This window comes from Streptomyces sp. NBC_00435, assembly GCF_036014235.1.
GTDB lineage: Bacteria > Actinomycetota > Actinomycetes > Streptomycetales > Streptomycetaceae > Streptomyces.
Map to the genome: position 1 here is coordinate 3,432,472 of NZ_CP107924.1, position 16,967 is coordinate 3,449,438.

Consider the following 16,967-nt stretch of genomic DNA (forward strand, 5'->3'; position numbering starts at 1 on the left):
CGACGTAAGGTCGGCCCACGGGCCTCCTGAACGCGTTCAGTGTTCATGACCGGAGGCCGTGGCACGGGGGACGGGGACAGTGGAATGAACGGGGCCGCAAAGGGCGCCATCGTCGGCGGGGCACTCCTCGCGATGCTGGGCGGAGCGGGGTACGGGGTGTACGCGCTGGTGGGAGACACCGGCGGGGAGGACGGCAGCAGGAGTACGAGCGCGGGCGGGCCCGCGGCGCCCGCCAAGGGCAGCGGGCCGGTCAGCGACAAGGACGCGGCGCAGACCGCCAAGGCGTTCTTCGCCGCGTGGTCGGCCGGGGACGAGCGGGCGGGGGCCGATCTGACGAACAACCCGGCGGAGGCGCAGGGCGCCCTCGGGGACTTCAGGAACAAGGCCTACGTGTCCAAGGTCGCCATCACCCCCGGCGCGCAGACGGGGACCACGGTGGCGTACTCCGTCGCGGCGGAGGTGACGTACGAGGGAGTCACCAAGCCCCTCGCCTACGAGTCCAAGCTCACCGTGGTCCGCGGCAACACCACCGGACTGCCGCTCGTCGACTGGCAGCCCTCGGTGCTCCATCCGCAGCTCCAGAAGGGCGAGAAGCTGCGCGGCGGCGCCCCGGCCTCCCCGCCCGTCAAGGCCGTGGACCGCAGCGGAAAGGAGCTGACGGCCGAGACGTACCCGTCGCTGCGCCCGGTGCTCGACAGCCTGCGCAAGACGTACGGCGAGAAGCTGGGCGGCAAGGGCGGCGTCGAGCTGTGGATCGAGCCGGCCGTGCAGGGCGCACCGCGGCGGAGCCTGCTGACGCTGGTCGAGGGCACGCCGGGGCGGATCGAGACCGTCCTGGACGCGGACGTCCAGGCGGCCGCCGAGAAGGCGGTACTGAAGTTCCCGCAGGCCTCGGTGGTGGCGGTCCAGCCGAGCACCGGGGACGTCCTGGCCATCGCCGACCACCGCGGGGACGGCTTCCCCGCGTCGATCAGCGGCGGGCGGGCACCCGGCTCCACGATGAAGATCGTGACCGCGGCGATGCTGCTGGACCGGGGCCTGGTGTCGGCGGACAAGGTCGCCGAGTGTCCGCCGGAGGTGTCCTGGGAGGGCCGGACCTTCAAGAACCTCAAGGGCTTCCAACTCGAGAACGAGACCTTCGCGACGAGCTTCGCCCAGTCCTGCAACACCGCCTTCATCAAGCAGATCAAGCCGGTCCACGACATCGACGCCCTCCCGAAGGAGGCCCTGGAGGTCTTCGGCATCGGCGTCGAGTGGAAGGTCGGCGTACCCACCGTCGACGGCAAGGTCCCGCCCGCCACCGGTCCGGCGGCGGCCGCCGCGTACATCGGCCAGGGCCAGATCCAGATGAACCCGCTGACCATGGCCTCGATCACGGCGACCGCCCGGACCGGGGTGTTCCGCCAGCCCGTCGTCGTCGAGGCCTCGACGGACGGCCGCCAACTCGCGAAGGCCTCCCGGCGGATGAAGCCGGCGGTGGCGGCGCAGCTGGTACGGATGATGAAGCTGACGGCCACGGACGGAACGGCCCGGGGCGCGATGTCCACGGTCGGCGGCTCCGACAAGGGTGCGAAGACCGGCTCGGCGGAGGTCGACGGCGCGCAGAACCCTGACAGCTGGTTCACCGGCTTCAGTGGCGACGTGGCTGCCGCGGCGTTCGTCGAAGGCGGCGGCCACGGCGCCGACGCGGCGGGCCCGATCGTCGCGGCCGTACTGAACGCGGGCTGACCGACCGGGCCCTGGGGGGCGCTCACCGCGGGTGTCCGCCGCTCACCGCTCCCGTACGTCGGCCAGCGCGGCCCCCGCGTGCCGGATCAGCTCGCCCGGTGCCATCGGGAACACCGTGTGCGGGGTCCCGGCGGCCGCCCAGACCACCTCGTGCGCCAGCAGGGAACGGTCCGCGAGGACCCGGGTGCGGGTGCGGTGTCCGAAGGGCGGGACCCCGCCGATGGCGTAGCCCGTGGCCTCCCGGACCAGGGCCGCGTCGGCCCGGGTCACGGCGTCCGCGCCGAGCTCCCGGCGCACCGCCTCCACGTCCACGCGCGAGGCCCCGTCCATGAGGACCAGGACGGGCACCCCGTCGGCCGCGAAGATCAGCGACTTCACGATCTGGCTGAGCTCGCACCCGATGGCGGCGGCCGCGTCGGCGGCGGTCCGGGTCCCGTCGGGGAAGGTCCGTACGTCCGGTTCGAGCCCCAGGGCGGCCAGGGCTTCGGCGAATCGGGGGTGCGTGGTGGTCGTCATACGGGCACGCTAGCGCTGCTCCCCGGGCCGGGGCGAGGCATTCGCGCGGCTACAGCACCGAGCGCAGGGCCCGGACCAGGGCCTGGGCGCGCGGGTCCGCGGTGACCGACTTCGCGTGGGCGTTGGTGACGTAGCCGAAGCCGATGCCCGCCTCCGGGTCCGCGAAGGCGAGCGAGCCACCGCGCCCCGGGTGCCCGAAGGAGGCCGGGGACAGCAGCGGCGACGCCGGGCCGTGCAGCATCCAGCCGGGTCCGAAGCGGGTGTTGACCACCAGCACGCGGTCCGGGCCGGAGGAGAGCTCCTTGCCCGCGAGCGCGGTGGTGGCCGGGGTGAAGATCCGCGCGCCGTCCTCCACCACCCCGATGGTGGCGCCGTAGAACCGGGCCAGGGCGCGGGCGGTGCCGATGCCCGCCGAGGCCGGCAGCTCGGCCGCGCGGTAGGCGGGGTCGTTCTCGTCCGGCAGGGGGTCGATGGCCGCGAAGGCGCGGCGGGTGAGGGAGTCCGGATCGGCGTAGGCCTCGGAAACGTTTCGCCTCGGCCGGGTCCTGAGCATCCCCGCGCTCTCCGGCGGATCGACGGGCGCCACCCGGCCCACCCGGTGGGCCTGCGCCTCCGGCAGGCCGATCCAGAAGTCCAGGCCCAGCGGCTCCGCTATCTCCTCGGCCAGGATGCCCCCCAGCGACCGGCCGGTCGCCCGCAGCACCAGCTCGGACAGCAGCCAGCTGAAGGTCTGCGCGTGGTAGCCGTGCTCGGTGCCGGGCTCCCAGAAGGCGTGCTGGGCGGCGACCGCGCGCGGCCCCGAGACCCCGTCGGCGGCCTCGGCCACGGTCAGTCCGCGGTCCAGCGCCGGGACTCCCGCACGGTGCGCGAGCAGGTCCCGGACCCGGGTCCGCTCCTTGCCGCCGGCCTTGAACTCCGGCCAGTACGAGCCCACCGGAGCGTCCAGGTCGAGCAGCCCGCGCTGCTGGAGCAGGAGCGGGACGGCGGCGGCCACGCCCTTGGTCGCGGAGCGGACGATCTGCGCGGTGTCCTCGGCCCACGGCTCCGTGCCGTTCGCGTCCTTGGTACCGCCCCACAGGTCCACGACCTTGCGCCCGTCGCGGTACACGGCCACGGCCGCTCCGCGGTCCCCGAGCACCTGGAAGTTGCGTACGAACGCTTCCCTGACGGGCTCGAAGCCCTCCGCCACCACACCCTGGATGTCCACGGCCGGTCCAACAACCTCCGACCGGCGCTTATGCCACCGCGACCGAACGCGGGTCGAAGCCGAAGGGCAGCTCCAGCCGGTGCGCGCGCATCAGGTCCTCGTCGCACAGGACGTCCTGGGTCCGTCCGTCGGCCACGATGGCCCCCTCGCTGAGGATCACCGCGCGCGGGCAGAGCTCCAGCGCGTAGGGCAGGTCGTGGGTCACCATCAGCACCGTGACGTCCAGCGAGCGCAGGATGTCAGCGAGCTCCCGCCGCGATGCCGGGTCCAGGTTGGAGGACGGCTCGTCGAGCACGAGGATCTCGGGGCGCATCGCCAGTACGGTCGCCACGGCGACCCGGCGTCGCTGCCCGAAGGACAGGTGGTGCGGGGGCCGGTCCGCGAAGGCGGCCATGCCGACCTGTTCCAGGGCGCCGCGCACCCGCTCCTCCAGCTCGGCGCCGCGCATCCCGGCGGCGGCCGGGCCGAAGGCCACGTCCTCCCGCACGGTCGGCATGAACAGCTGGTCGTCGGGGTCCTGGAAGACGATGCCGACCCGGCGGCGGACCTCGGCGAGGTTCCGCTTCTCCACGGGCAGCCCGGCCACGCTCACGGAGCCGACTCCGCCGGCGAGGATGCCGTTGAGGTGGAGCACGAGCGTGGTCTTGCCGGCGCCGTTGGGGCCGAGCAGGGCCACCCGCTCACCCCGCCCGACGGTCAGGTCGACCCCGAAGAGGGCCTGGTGGCCGTCCGGGTAGGCGTAGGCGAGGCCGGAGACCTCCAGAGAGGGTGCGAAGGGTGCTGAGGGTGCGTTCACAGCGTCCATCCCATCAGACAGACGGCGAGTGCCGTCACCGGGAGCGCCGCCGCGTACGCCCACTGGGCGCGGGTGGCGGCCACTTCGTCGATCACCGGCATGGAGCCGGCGTAGCCGCGGCTGACCATCGCGAGGTAGACCCGCTCGCCGCGCTCGTAGGACCGGATGAACAGGGCTCCGGCCGTCTTGGCGAGGACCCCCCAGTCCCGGATCCCGCGCGCCTCGAAGCCGCGGGAGCGCCGTGCGATGGACATCCGGCGCAGCTCGTCGGTGATGACGTCGCCGTACCGGATCATGAACGAGGCGATCTGGACGAGCAGCGGCGGCAGCTTGAGCCGCTGCAGGCCCAGCAGCAGGGCCCGCAGCTCGGTGGTGGAGGCGAGGAGTACGGACGCGGCCACGCCGAGGGTGCCCTTGGCCAGCACGTTCCAGGCGCCCCAGAGGCCGGAGACGCTGAGCGACATGCCCAGGAACTGCACCCGCTCGCCCTCGGCCACGAAGGGCATCAGGACGGCGAAGGCGACGAAGGGCACCTCGATCAGCAGCCGGCGCAGCAGGAAGCCGGCCGGGATCCGGGCGACGGCCGCGGCGGCCGCGACGAGGACGGCGTACAGGCCGAAGGCCCACACCGCCTCGCGCGGGGTGGACACGACGACCACCACGAAGGCGAAGGTCGCGGCGAGCTTGCAGTGCGGCGGCAGGTCGTGGACCGGGGAGTGCCCGTGCCGGTAGAGCTTGTGGGCATGGCCCGCGCCCATGTCAGGCGACCGGTACGGCCGTGGAGGCGGCCGTCAGGTCGGAGGCGCGGCGGCGGCGGACGGTCCAGAAAATCCCGGTGCCCACCACGACGGTCGCACCGACGCCGATGACGCCGGCCAGGCCGCCGGAGACGCGGGCGTCGGAGACGTCCTTGACGCTGTAGTCGGCCAGCGGGGAGTCGGCGGCGGCGTGCTCCGTGACCTTCTGGTCGATGCCCTTGTCCGCGGCGACCTTCTCCAGGCCGTCGGGGCTGGACGAGGCGTAGTAGGAGACGAAGCCGGCCAGGGCCAGCGCGGCGACCAGGCCGGTGATCCACACGGGCTTCGTGGAGCGGGCGGCCAGGACGGCGGGAGCTGCGGCCGGTGTCGCGGCCGGGGCGTCGACCAGCTCGCCGCCGACGCGCAGCTTCAGCGGGGCGGACAGGCCGCGGGCGCCGTGGACGAGGTCGGGGCGTACGGCGATCACGGCGCCGACGGTGGCGGCGGTGATGGCGGCCTCGCCGATGCCGATGAGGACGTGGACGCCGACCATGGCTCCGAAGACCTTGGTCAGCGATACGTCGGTGGTGCCGCCCAGGGCGTAGAAGAGGGTGAACATGACGGCGGCGCCGGGGACCGAGAGCAGGGCTCCGGCGAAGGCGGCGACGGTCACCGAGCGGCGGCTGCCGGGCAGCAGCTTCACCAGCCCGCGGAAGACCGCGTAGGCGACGACCACGGTGACGACGGCCATGTTCATGACGTTGACGCCGAGGGCGGTCAGGCCGCCGTCGGCGAAGAGGACGCCCTGCATGAGCAGGACCACGGAGACGCACAGCACACCCGTGTAGGGGCCGACGAGTATCGCGGCGAGCGCGCCTCCGAGGAGGTGGCCGCTGGTTCCCGCGGCCACGGGGAAGTTCAGCATCTGGACGGCGAAGATGAAGGCCGCGACGAGGCCGGCGAGCGGGGCGGTGCGCTCGTCGAGCTCCCGGCGGGCGCCGCGGAGGCTGATCGCCACGGCTCCGGCGGCGGCGACACCTGCAGCGATGGAGACGGGGGCATCGATGAAGCCGTCGGGCACATGCATGGTTCTGCTCCGCTTCCTGCGGTCCGTTGAGCCGACAAAATCTTTAACCGTTCAAGGATAGGGCCTAATTGCGAACCGTTGGCAAGAGCGAAGGAGGCACAAATAGCTCCCCACGAATTCGTGGGAATGTGCGAGGCTGGGGGCAATACGGAAGTAAATGTTCCGATTCGAGGAGTCTTGTCGATGTCAGCCACCGCCGAGAATCCGTCCGCGAGTGCCACCGCCACCCGGACCGCGACCGCCACGGCGCCCCTCGTCGAGGAACGCGTGCGTGCCCGTGTGATCACCGACGACCCGCTCTACCGGGCCATTCCGGTGTCCCTGCGCTTCGTCCCCGACGAGCCACTGGCCGTACGGATCGTCTTCCCCGCCGGCCTCTCCCCCGAGGGCACCGACAACGAGTGGGTCTTCCCCCGCGCCCTCCTGGAGGCCGGCCTGCAGGCCCCGACCGGGACCGGTGACGTACGCGTCTGGCCCTGCGGGCGCGTGCAGGCCGTGGTCGAGTTCCACTCCCCCGAGGGCGTCGCGGTGATCCAGTTCGACATCGCCGGGCTGCGCCGCTTCCTGCGCCGTACCCACGCGCCCGCGCCCGCGGCCACCCGTTAGGCCCAGCCCGCCCCGACCGGTCGGGGCGAACGGGGAGCGCGCACGGGAGCGGCCCCGCACCATCAGGTGCGGGGCCGTTCGTGCGTACTGGGCGCCGCCGGTCAGGCGTTGACCAGCTCGCGGTCCTTGTCCGGACCGTCGGAGCCGTCGGAGTCGTCCGCGGACTCCCCGAGGTGCTTGCGCAGGCTCTCGCCCTCCACGTCCACGTTCGGCAGGAGCCGGTCCAGCCACTTCGGCAGCCACCAGGCCTTGTGGCCGAGCAGCGCGAGGACGGCCGGGACGATGGCCATCCGGACCACGAAGGCGTCGAAGAAGACGGCGACGGCCAGACCGAAGCCGATCATCTTGACCATCTGCTCGCTGGCGCCGATGAAGCCCGAGAACACCGCGATCATGATGACGGCCGCGGCCACGACCACCCGGGCGCTGTACTGGAACCCGGTCACGACGGCCTGGCCCGGCCGCTCGCCGTGGACGTACGCCTCACGCATGCGGGTGACCAGGAAGACCTCGTAGTCCATGGCCAGACCGAAGACCACGCCCACCATGAAGATCGGCATCATCGACATGATCGGGCCGGTCTGCTCCACCCCGAACAGCGAGCCGAGCCAGCCCCACTGGAAGACCGCGACGACGGCGCCGAGTGCGGCGACCACCGAGAGCAGGAAGCCGAGGGCCGCCTTGAGCGGGACCAGGACCGAGCGGAAGACGAGCATCAGGAGCAGGAAGGCGAGGCCGACGACGAGCGCCAGGTAGGGCAGCAGCGCGTCGTTCATCTTCTGCGAGAAGTCGATGTTCATCGCGGTGGCGCCGGTGACGAGCACCTTGCCGCTGTCGCTGCCCGCGCGGATCTCGTGGACCAAGTCCTCGGTCTCCGCGGAGGACGGGCGGTCCTTCGGGACGACCGTGATGACCGCGGCGTCCTTGGCCTCGTTCTGGGCGGGCGGCATGACCGCGGCCACGCCGTCCAGGCCCTTGATCCGGTCGACCGTCTTGTCGGCGAGCGCCTTGTCCCCGTCCACGACGACCATCAGCGGGCCGTTGAAGCCGGGTCCGAAGCCCTCGGAGAGCAGGTCGTACGCCTGACGCTGGGTGGTGGACACCGGCTGGGCGCCGTCGTCCGGAAGGCCCATCTCCAGCTTGCTCGCCGGGACGGCGATGATGCCGAGGCCGATCACGCCCGCGAGCAGCACCATGACGGGGCGGCGCAGGACGAAGCGGGCCCAGCGGGTACCGCCGTTGGGCTTGGCGTCGGCGCCTTCACCGGCCTTCTTGCCCTTGCCGAGGAAGCGGGACTTCGTACCGGCGGGCAGCACCTTCTTGCCGGCGAATCCGAGGATGGCCGGGACCAGCGTCAGGGCGACGAGGACGGCGATGACCACGGTGCCCGCGGCGGCGAAGCCCATCTTGGTGAGCATCGGGATGTTGACGACGGCCAGACCTACGAGGGCGATGACCACGGTCAGACCGGCGAAGACGACGGCGGAGCCGGCCGTTCCGGCGGCGCGGCCTGCGGCTTCCTCGCGTTCGCGGCCCTCGGCGAGCTCCGCGCGGTAGCGGGAGACGATGAAGAGGGCGTAGTCGATGCCGACGGCGAGGCCGATCATCATCGCGAGGGTGGAGGTGGTGGAGCCGAGGTCCAGCACGTTGGCGAGCGCGGTGATGGAGGAGACGCCGATGCCCACGCCGATGAGCGCGGTCAGCAGCGGGAGCCCCGCCGCGATGAGCGAGCCGAAGGTGATGACGAGGACGATCGCGGCGATCGCGATGCCGATGATCTCGCCGGAGCCCGTCTCGGGGGCGGCCATCAGGGCGTCGCCGCCGATCTGGACGTTCAGACCGTCGGCCTTGGCGGCCGAACCGGATTCCTTGAGCGCATCGCGGGTGTCGTCCGTCAGCTCCATGCCGCTGACCTTGTACTTGACGCTCACGTACGCGGTGGAGCCGTCCTGGCTGACGGCCTTGGCCTCGTACGGGCTGGTGACGGAGGAGATCTGGTCCTTGCCCGGACCGTCCTTCAGGTCACTGACGATCTTCTCGACCTGCGGCTTGACGGCCGCGGAGTCGACCTTCTCGCCGGCCGGTGCCTTGATCACGATGCGGGCGGTGGCGCCGTCGGCGGCCATCCCGGGGAAGCGCTTGTCCAGCAGGTCGAAGGCCTTCTGGGCCTCCGTGCCGGGTATGGAGAACGAGCCTGAGGTGGGTGCGGAGGCCGAGGCCGCGCCGAAACCGGCGACGAACAGCAGCGCGACCCAGACGAGTGCGACGAATCGGCGGCGCCGGAAGGCGCCCCTGCCGAGTCGGTAGAGGAAGGTGGCCACGTCGGTGGTTCTCCCGTTCGTGTCGTGGGATGGATCAGGGCATGGAATGCCGGTCCGACGACGAGAGCGGCGTGTCAGGAGCAGCAGGAATCGAGCGCGGGGACGGTGCGGGTGAACCCCTGGGGAGGGGGGATCAGACGCCGAGGGCGGGGAAGACCACGGCGTCGATGAAGTCACCGAGGAAGCACCGGTCCACCGGCCGGTCCTCGATGAGCGGGAGCGCGATGAACGCCCCGATGAGCATGTGCGGCACGAAGGCCAGGGCCGGACAGTCCGGGGCGATCTCGCCCCGGTCCACCGCACGCTTCAGCATCACCTGGAGGCCGTTGATCTCCGGGTCGACCAGTAGGTCCCGCAGCGCCTTGTGGAGCTCCGGGCTCTCGTGGACCGCATGGGTCAGGCCCCGCATCAGCGCGGTGTCCTTCGCCATCTGGGCGTCGTCGGAGTTGCGCACCATGACCGCGAAGTCCCCGCGGAGGGTGCCCGTGTCGATCTCCCGGAGGGAGACCGGCTGGGTGCACCGAAGGGCCTTGGCGACCAGCTCGGGCTTGCTCCCCCACTGGCGGTAGAGGGTGGCCTTGCTGGACTTCGTACGGGCGGCGACCGCGTCCATGGTCAGCGCCTCGTAGCCGACCTCGCGCAGGAGGTCGAGGACCGCCCCGTGGAGTTCGGCTTCCCGCTCGGGGGTGATCCGGCTGCGGCGCGACATGACCTCTTCGACCATCTCGCGTCTCCTCCCGACCCTTCCCAACCGAACGAAACCGTTTCGTACAGATAGACCATACCCCTGCGGCAAGCGAAACGAAACCGTTCCGTTTCGCTTGGGGAGTGGTGTCGGTCACGTGCCGGTCACCCCGCGCCGACCCCGCCGGTACCCCCATGGATCATCTGTACGAGTTGCCAGCCCCCCTCCGCGCGGAAAGCATTGGGGGTGTGAGTCACGACGCGGCGTACCTCCGGTTCCCCCATCTCCACGACGATCTGCTGTGCTTCGTCACCGAGGACGACCTCTGGGTGGCGCCCCTCGTCCCTCCCGGAGAGCCCGCGGGCCGGGCCTGGCGGATCACCGTCGACCGCACCCGGGTGGGCCACCCCCGCTTCTCCCCCGACGGCAAGCACATCGCCTTCACCACTTGGCGCAGCCTCGACCCCGAGATCCACCTGGCCCCCGTCGCGGGCGGCCCGGCCCACCGCCTCAGCTACTGGGGCTCCACCGACACCCGGGTCTGCGGCTGGACCCCGCCCGACAAGGACGGCCGCAGCGACATCCTGGCCGTCTCCTCGCACGCCCAGCCCTTCTCCTACTACTCCTGGGCCTACAGCCTGCCGACCGACGGCAGCCCCGGCGGCCGGCTCCCGTGGGGGCCCGTCTCCGACATCGCCGTGCGCGATGACGCCCCGGACGGGGAGGACGCCCCTGGTGAACGGCGCACCCTGCTGCTGAGCGGCAAGCCCCCGCACGAGCCCGCCGCCTGGAAGCGCTACCGCGGTGGGGCCACCGGCCGGCTGTGGCTGCACGGCGAACGGCTGCTGGAGGGCATCGAGGGCCACCTGGAATCCCCCATGTTCGTCGGGGGCCGCATCGCCTTCCTCTCCGACCACGAGGGCATCGGCAACCTCTACTCCTGCCTGCCCGACGGTACGGACCTGCGCCGGCACACCGACCACGAGGAGTTCTACGCCCGGCACGCCTCCAGCGACGGCTCCCGGGTGGTCTACCAGTGCGCCGGCGACCTGTGGATCGTGGAGTCACTGGCCCCGGACGCCTCCCCGCGCAAGCTGGAGGTCCGCCTCGGCGGCCCCCGCGCCGGGCGCCGTACCTACCAGGTGCCGGCCGCCAGCCACGTCGACTCGCTGTCCGTGGACACGACCGGGCGGGCCAGCGCCGTCGTCGTGCGCGGCAGCCTGTACTGGCTCACGCACCGCGACGGGCCCGCCCGCACCATCGCCGACACCCCGGGCGTGCGGGTGCGCCTGCCCGAGATGCTCGGCAGCGCCGGGCAGGTGGCGTACGTGACGGACGCGGAGGGGGAGGACGCGATCGAGATCGCCTACCTGCCCCGGGCCTCCGGGGACCGGGAGCCGCGCCGGCTCGCCTCGGGCGCGCTGGGCCGCGTACTGGAGCTGCTCTCCGATCCGGAGGGGGAACGCCTCGCGATCGCCTCCAACGACGGGCGCCTGCTGCTCATCGACGCGACCGAGGAGTCCGACGGAGAGGCCACCGAGCTGATCCGGTCCGACAACGGACCCGTCACCGACCTCGCCTTCTCCCCCGACGGCTGCTGGCTGACCTGGTCGCACCCGGGCGTCGGCCGCTCGCTGCGGCAGATCAAGATGGCCCGGATCTCCGGCCCCGGCGCGCACACGGTCGTGGACGTGACCAACGGCCGTTTCGAGGACGAGAATCCGGTCTTCACCCGGGACGGGCGCTACCTCGCCTTCCTGTCGTGGCGCGGTTTCGACCCGGTCTACGACGTACACACAGGCGACCTGTCCTTCCCGCTGGGCTGCCGCCCGTACCTGGTGCCGCTCTCCTCGGCCACCCCCTCCCCCTTCGCGTTCTCCCCCGACGGGCGTCCCGCGGCGGGCGGGCTCGACCCGGTCGAGGGGGAATCGGAGTCGGGCGACGGCGCGGTCACCGTCGAGATGGAGGGCCTGGAGAGCCGGGTGACCCCCTTCCCGGTATCGGCCTCCAAGTACTCGGCCCTGTACCCGGTGAGCGGCGGCGGGCTGGTGTGGCTGCGCTGGCCGATCTCGGGCGCGCTCGGCGAGACCTTCGCCAACCCCGCCGACACCAGCGGCAAACCGACGCTGGAGTACTTCGACCTCACCAAGGCCCGCAAGACGGAACTGGCCTCCGGGCTGGACTGGTTCGCGATCAGCGGCGACGGCACCCGGCTCGTCGTCAACGACGACGGCGATCTGCGCGCGGTCCCGGCGACCGAGTCCGGCGACACCGACTCCACCGTCTACCTCGACCTGCGGCGCATCCTGCACGAGGTGGACCCGGCGGCCGAGTGGCGCCAGGCCTTCGAGGAGGCCGGCCGGCTCATCCGCGCGTACTTCTGGGAGCCGCGGATGTGCGGCATCGACTGGGACGGGGTGCTGCGCCAGTACCGCCCCCTGGTCGAACGGGTCGCCTCCCCCGACGAGTTCGCGGACCTGATGCGCGAGGTGCTCGGCGAGCTCGGCACCTCGCACGCCTACGTGTCCCCGGCCCGCCGCAACGAAGGGCCGCCGCACTACCAGCGGGCCATCGGCCTGCTCGGCGTGAACCTCTTCCCCCGGGACGGCGCCTGGGTCGTCGGCCGGATCCTGCCCGGCGAGTCCTCCGACTCCAAGGCCCGCTCCCCGCTCGCGGGCACCGGCATCCGGGAGGGCGCGGTCCTCACCCACGTGGACGGCCGGCCGGTGGACCCGGTCGCGGGGCCGTACCCGCTGCTGTCCGCCGCCGGCGGCACCACCGTGGAGCTCACCTTCGAGCCCGCGGAGGGACAGGGCCGCTCCCGCCGGGTCGCGGTCGTACCGCTCATCGACGAGCGGCCGCTGCGCTACCAGGACTGGGTGGCCAAACGCCGCGCGGTGGTCCGGGAGGTCAGTGGCGGCCGGTGCGGCTACCTGCACATCCCCGACATGGGCGGCTCGGGCTGGGCGCAGTTCAACCGTGACCTGCGGGCGGAGATGTCCAAGCCGGCCCTGATCGTCGACGTGCGCGGCAACGCGGGCGGGCACATCAGCGAGCTGGTGGTGGAGAAGCTGACCCGCTCGATCCTGGGCTGGGACCTGACGCGCAACGCGCAGCCGGTCTCGTACGCCTCCAACGCGCCCCGGGGTCCGATCGTGGCGCTGGCCGACGAGGCGACCTCCTCCGACGGGGACATGATCACGGCGGCCTTCAAACTGCTGGGGCTCGGCCCTGTCGTCGGCCAGCGCACCTGGGGCGGGGTGGTCGGCATGACCGGCCGGCACACCCTCGGCGACGGCACGGTGATCACGGTGCCGATGAACGCGGCGTGGTTCCCCGAGTACGGCTGGTCCGTGGAGAACCAGGGCGTGGATCCCGATCTGCCGATCCTGCGGACCCCGCTCGACTGGGCGGAGGGACGGCACGCGCAGCTCGACGACGCCGTGAACCTGGCGCTGGACCTGCTGGAGCAGGACCCGGCCGCGGTGCCGCCCGGGTACACGGACGTACCGGACCGCAGGCGGCCGAAGCTGCCCCCGCGGGGCTGACTCCGCGGGCATGACTGAGGGGTGCGACCCCAAGAACCGCGGGTCGCACCCCTCGAAGCCGTACGGACCTACTTGTCGAAGTTCTCGTCGAAGGTGTCGCGGGCCTTGTCCTCGGCCTGGTCCGCGGCCTGCGACGTGCGCTCGGACGCCTCGTCCTGCTTACCGGCGGCCGCGGCCTTAGCCCTCTCCGCGAGGTCCTTCGCCTTGTCCTGGAACTGGTCCTTGATGCCCATGTGTCCTCACTCCTGAATCGGTGTTCGGTAAGGGGAACCCGACCAGGCTTGCACAGGGGGACATCGCACGCATTTCGGTCAGTTGCTCCGGGTGCGTTCCTGCTCGTCCGCCGCTCCGCCGGCCCCCACAAGCCCCTTGGAGACACTGGCCAGTCGCGGCTCGAACCGCTTCATCTCGCGCTGCCCGACGGACGAGATGATCCCGGGCAGGTACCCGCGGACCCCCTGCATGCCGCGCAGCCACCACTGCGCGTACACGTGCGCGGAGCGCCGCTCGATGCCCGCCACGATCCGGTCGACGGCCGGACCCAGCGGGTACGTCCGGTTCGACGGCCACGGCAGCCGCTGGCGCAGTTCGCGCATCACCTCGTCCTGGTCGGCTCCGCGCACCATGTCGGTGTCCGTCCAGGACAGGTAGCCGACGCCGACCTTGACGCCCTTGTAGCCGACCTCGGCGCTCAGGCAGTGGGCGAAGGCCTCGACCCCGGACTTGGAGGCGCAGTACGCGCTCATCATCGGCGCCGGGGTGATCGCGGCGAGCGAAGCGATCTGCAGGAAGTACCCGCGGCTCTCGATCAACACGGGCAGGAAGGCGCGGGCGGTGACGGCCCCGCCGATGAGGTTGACCTCGATGACCCGGCGCCAGGCGTCGGGGTCGGAGTCGGTGAACGGTCCGCCGGACGCGACGCCCGCGTTGGCGACGACTATGTCCACCTTCCCGAAGCGCTGCTTGACCTCCTGCGCGACCCGGGCCATCACCTCGTGGTCGGTGACGTCGGCGTACCAGTGGTCGCTGTCGGTGTGCAGCCGCTCGGAGACCTCCTTGAGGGCCTCCGGCTCCAGGCCCACGAGGGCCACCTTCGCACCGCGCGCGGAGAGTTTGCGGGCCAGCAGCTCGCCGACCCCGCGGGCGGCGCCCGTGACGACGGCGACCTGGCCTTCCAGATTCCTGCGAGCACTCACGGTGTCTTCTCCTTCGCGGGCCGGTGGTGCGGTGAGAGGTACAGCTCGGCGAGCTCGCGCACGGCGGCGGTGACGGCCTCCGGGGCCTCTATCGGGGTCATGTGCCCCATCCCGGTCAGCTCGGTCAGCCCCACGCAGTTCGGCAGCGCGGCCGCCAGCCCCCGGGCGTGCACGATCGGGGTCAGCCGGTCGCTCTTGCCGCCGATCACGGCGGTGGGCACGGTGAGCGCGGCCAGCTTCGCGTCGAGGTCCAGGCCCGCCAGCACCTGCGACCACGCGTGGCGCACCCGGGTGGGGCAGGCGTGCACGATCCGGGCGCAGGCCTCGACCTTGTCGGGCGCGGAACCGGGGCCCATCGTGGCGTACTTCAGCACCTTCCGGGCGACGGGGGTGACCGGCCCGAGCGGGACCCGGGCCCCCAGCACCGCCCCGGTGGCACGGGTCCTCGCGCGTCCGGCACGCCACGGCAGGACCCGGGCCTCCGCGACGAGCCGGCCGCTGCCGGTGCTGCACAGCAGCGCGGCCACGACGTGCTCGGCGAACTCCGGCCGGGCGGCGGCGGCCATGACCGTCATCCCGCCCATGGAGTGGCCCACGACGACGGCCTTCTCCCCGGGGGCGAGGGTGGCTCCCAGGACCGCGACGAGGTCGTCGGCGAGGGCGGTGGTGGTGCAGCCGGAGCCCGCGGGGCTGCGCCCGTGGCCGCGCTGGTCGTAGGCGATGACCCGGTGGCCGGGGGCCAGGGCCCGTATCTGCGCGGCCCAGAAGGCGGTGGAACAGGTCCAGCCGTGCGCGAGCACGACGGCCGGCGCCCCGTCCTCGCCGTGCACCTCCACGTGCAGGCGCGAGCCGTCGGCGGAGGTGGCGACCAGTTCGCGGCGGGCGGCCGGCGGGGCGTACGGGCCGGCGGTGACGTGCGTCAGGCGGCTCACGCGACGCCCTCCGGCGCCGCTTCGACCCCACCGGGGACCGCGACCCGCTCGCGCTCCCGGTGGCGCACGACCTCGTACTCCCCCAGGTCCACCCGCAGCGTCTCCTTGCGGAACTCGCCGGTGGTGCCCGGCCAGACGGTGGTGTTGCGGCCCTGCGCGTCCAGGTACCAGCTGGTGCAGCCGCCGGTGTTCCACACGGTCCGCTCCATGCGCGTCTGGACGTGCCGGTTCCAGGTGTTGACCGCCGAAGGCCTGGCGGCCAGGGCGACCCTGCCTCCCAGAACCCCCAGCTGGCGCATGTAGTCGGCCATGTAGTTCAGCTGCGATTCGATCATCAGGATCATCGAGCTGTTCCCGAGCCCGGTGTTCGGGCCGATGATCGTCATCCAGTTCGGGAAGCCGGCCGCGGTCGCCCCGCGCAGCGACTGCATCCCGTCCTTCCACACCTCCGCGAGGGTCTTGCCCTCCGCGCCCACCACCCGGTCGGCGATCGGCATGTCCGTGACGTGGAAGCCGGTGCCGAAGACGATCGCGTCGACCTCGGTCTCGGTCCCGTCGGCGGCGACGAGCACGGAGCCGCGTACCTCCTTGAGCCCGGAGGCGACGAGGTCCACGTTCGGCCGGGCGAGCGCCGGGTAGTACTCGCTGGAGAGCAGGATCCGCTTGCAGCCGATGCGGTACGAGGGCGTCAGCTTCGCCCGCAGCTCCGGGTCCTTGATCGAGCGCGCCATGTTGGCCTTGGCCAGGGACTCGATCAGCCCGAGCTGATTGGGCCGTTTGGTGAAGGCGCTGACCTGCAGCTCGCGTATCCCCCACAGCAGCCCGCGGCGCGCCGCCCGGGTGAAGGGGAGCTGGCGGTGGAGCCAGCGCTCGACGGAGGTGATGGCCCGGTCGGTGCGCGGCATCACCCACGGCGGGGTCCGCTGGAACAGGGTGAGCCGCTCCACCTCGGGAGCGATGGCGGGGACGATCTGGATGGCCGAGGCGCCGGTGCCGATCATGGCGACGCGCTTGCCGCGCAGGTCGTAGTCATGGTCCCAGCGGGCGGAGTGGAAGACCTTGCCGGGGAAGCCGGCGAGCCCGGGGATCTCGGGCATCTTCGGGTCGGACAGCGGCCCGGTGGCGGAGACGACCACATCGGCGGTGAGGTCCCCGCCCGAGGTCTCGATCTCCCAGTGCATCGCGTCCGCGTCCCAGCGCGCCATCCGGACCTCGTGGTTCAGCCGTATGTGGCGGCGCAGCCCGAAGGTGTCGGCGACGTGCTCCAGGTACTCCCGGATGGCGGGCTGCCCGGAGAAGGTCCGCGGCCAGTCGGGGTTGGGCGCGAAGGAGAAGGAATACAGGTGGGAGGGCACGTCACAGGCGCACCCCGGGTAGTTGTTGTCGCGCCAGGTGCCGCCGACGGAGTCGGCGCGCTCCAGGACGACGAAGTCCGTGATCCCCTCGCGCCGCAGCCGCACCGCGGCGCCCAGCCCGCCGAACCCGGACCCGATCACCGCCACGCGTACGTGCTCGCGTACGTGCTCTCGTCCGTCCTCGCGCTCGTCCATGCCACCGCCCCTGCCGCCCATGCCCGCCGCCTTCGGATTCCCATACTGCCAGCAATCA

General features: G+C 72.2%; 14 protein-coding genes. 3 read left to right on the forward strand and 11 right to left on the reverse strand.

Annotated features, from left to right (window positions below; translation table 11 throughout):
• Window positions 1–84 precede the first annotated feature (84 nt).
• Window positions 85–1,728 carry a penicillin-binding transpeptidase domain-containing protein gene (locus OG389_RS15630; protein WP_328299089.1) on the forward strand — a complete coding sequence of 548 codons (1,644 nt, stop codon included), beginning with the start codon at window positions 85–87 and terminating at the stop codon, window positions 1,726–1,728.
• A 42-nt stretch (window positions 1,729–1,770) separates the two neighbouring features.
• Here OG389_RS15630 and OG389_RS15635 read toward each other — a convergent pair whose 3' ends face one another.
• Genes OG389_RS15635 through OG389_RS15655 form a run of 5 tightly spaced genes read right to left on the reverse strand, consistent with a single transcriptional unit; the run spans window position 1,771 to window position 6,071 of the window.
• On the reverse strand, window positions 1,771–2,244 hold the full coding sequence (locus OG389_RS15635; RefSeq protein ID WP_328299090.1) for a YbaK/EbsC family protein: 474 nt from the start codon (window positions 2,242–2,244) through the stop codon (window positions 1,771–1,773).
• Between the two features lie 49 nt (window positions 2,245–2,293).
• Window positions 2,294–3,451, reverse strand: coding sequence for a serine hydrolase domain-containing protein (locus tag OG389_RS15640; RefSeq protein ID WP_328299091.1), 1,158 nt, complete (start codon window positions 3,449–3,451; stop codon window positions 2,294–2,296).
• Window positions 3,452–3,479: 28 nt separating this feature from the next.
• Window positions 3,480–4,256, reverse strand: a complete 777-nt coding sequence (locus OG389_RS15645) for an energy-coupling factor ABC transporter ATP-binding protein (protein WP_328299092.1) — start codon at window positions 4,254–4,256, stop codon at window positions 3,480–3,482.
• The gene (cbiQ, locus tag OG389_RS15650) at window positions 4,244–5,005 is read right to left on the reverse strand and encodes a cobalt ECF transporter T component CbiQ (RefSeq protein WP_328299093.1); all 762 of its coding nucleotides are present in this window, start codon (window positions 5,003–5,005) and stop codon (window positions 4,244–4,246) included. Before cbiQ ends, OG389_RS15645 begins: the two co-directional genes overlap by 13 nt.
• Before the next feature lies 1 nt (window position 5,006).
• Complete coding sequence (locus tag OG389_RS15655) at window positions 5,007–6,071, reverse strand: energy-coupling factor ABC transporter permease (protein ID WP_328299094.1); 1,065 nt, start codon at window positions 6,069–6,071, stop codon at window positions 5,007–5,009.
• 183 nt (window positions 6,072–6,254) lie between these two features.
• Here OG389_RS15655 and OG389_RS15660 point away from each other — a divergent pair, with 183 nt between their 5' ends.
• Window positions 6,255–6,677, forward strand: coding sequence for an SsgA family sporulation/cell division regulator (locus OG389_RS15660; protein ID WP_328299095.1), 423 nt, complete (start codon window positions 6,255–6,257; stop codon window positions 6,675–6,677).
• A gap of 101 nt (window positions 6,678–6,778) precedes the next feature.
• Here OG389_RS15660 and OG389_RS15665 read toward each other — a convergent pair whose 3' ends face one another.
• Window positions 6,779–8,998: an MMPL family transporter gene (locus OG389_RS15665; RefSeq protein WP_328299096.1), complete on the reverse strand. Its 2,220-nt coding sequence runs from the start codon at window positions 8,996–8,998 to the stop codon at window positions 6,779–6,781.
• A gap of 133 nt (window positions 8,999–9,131) precedes the next feature.
• Entirely contained in the window at window positions 9,132–9,722 is a 591-nt protein-coding gene (locus OG389_RS15670) for a TetR/AcrR family transcriptional regulator (RefSeq protein WP_328299097.1), read from the reverse strand.
• Between the two features lie 209 nt (window positions 9,723–9,931).
• On the opposite strand from OG389_RS15670, the gene OG389_RS15675 reads away from it, so the two are divergent.
• A complete protein-coding gene (locus OG389_RS15675) occupies window positions 9,932–13,231 on the forward strand; it encodes a S41 family peptidase (protein ID WP_328299098.1) in 3,300 nt (1,099 codons plus the stop codon).
• 68 nt (window positions 13,232–13,299) lie between these two features.
• On the opposite strand, the gene OG389_RS15680 is transcribed toward OG389_RS15675, so the two are convergent.
• The 4 genes from OG389_RS15680 to OG389_RS15695 all read right to left on the reverse strand — a co-directional run bounded on the left by OG389_RS15680 (window position 13,300) and on the right by OG389_RS15695 (window position 16,909).
• Window positions 13,300–13,464, reverse strand: coding sequence for a hypothetical protein (locus OG389_RS15680; RefSeq protein WP_328299099.1), 165 nt, complete (start codon window positions 13,462–13,464; stop codon window positions 13,300–13,302).
• A gap of 78 nt (window positions 13,465–13,542) precedes the next feature.
• Complete coding sequence (locus tag OG389_RS15685) at window positions 13,543–14,427, reverse strand: SDR family oxidoreductase (RefSeq protein WP_328299100.1); 885 nt, start codon at window positions 14,425–14,427, stop codon at window positions 13,543–13,545.
• Window positions 14,424–15,359 carry an alpha/beta fold hydrolase gene (locus OG389_RS15690; RefSeq protein WP_328299101.1) on the reverse strand — a complete coding sequence of 312 codons (936 nt, stop codon included), beginning with the start codon at window positions 15,357–15,359 and terminating at the stop codon, window positions 14,424–14,426. Before OG389_RS15690 ends, OG389_RS15685 begins: the two co-directional genes overlap by 4 nt.
• On the reverse strand, window positions 15,356–16,909 hold the full coding sequence (locus OG389_RS15695) for a flavin-containing monooxygenase (RefSeq protein WP_328299102.1): 1,554 nt from the start codon (window positions 16,907–16,909) through the stop codon (window positions 15,356–15,358). Before OG389_RS15695 ends, OG389_RS15690 begins: the two co-directional genes overlap by 4 nt.
• Between the last annotated feature and the right edge of the window lie 58 nt (window positions 16,910–16,967).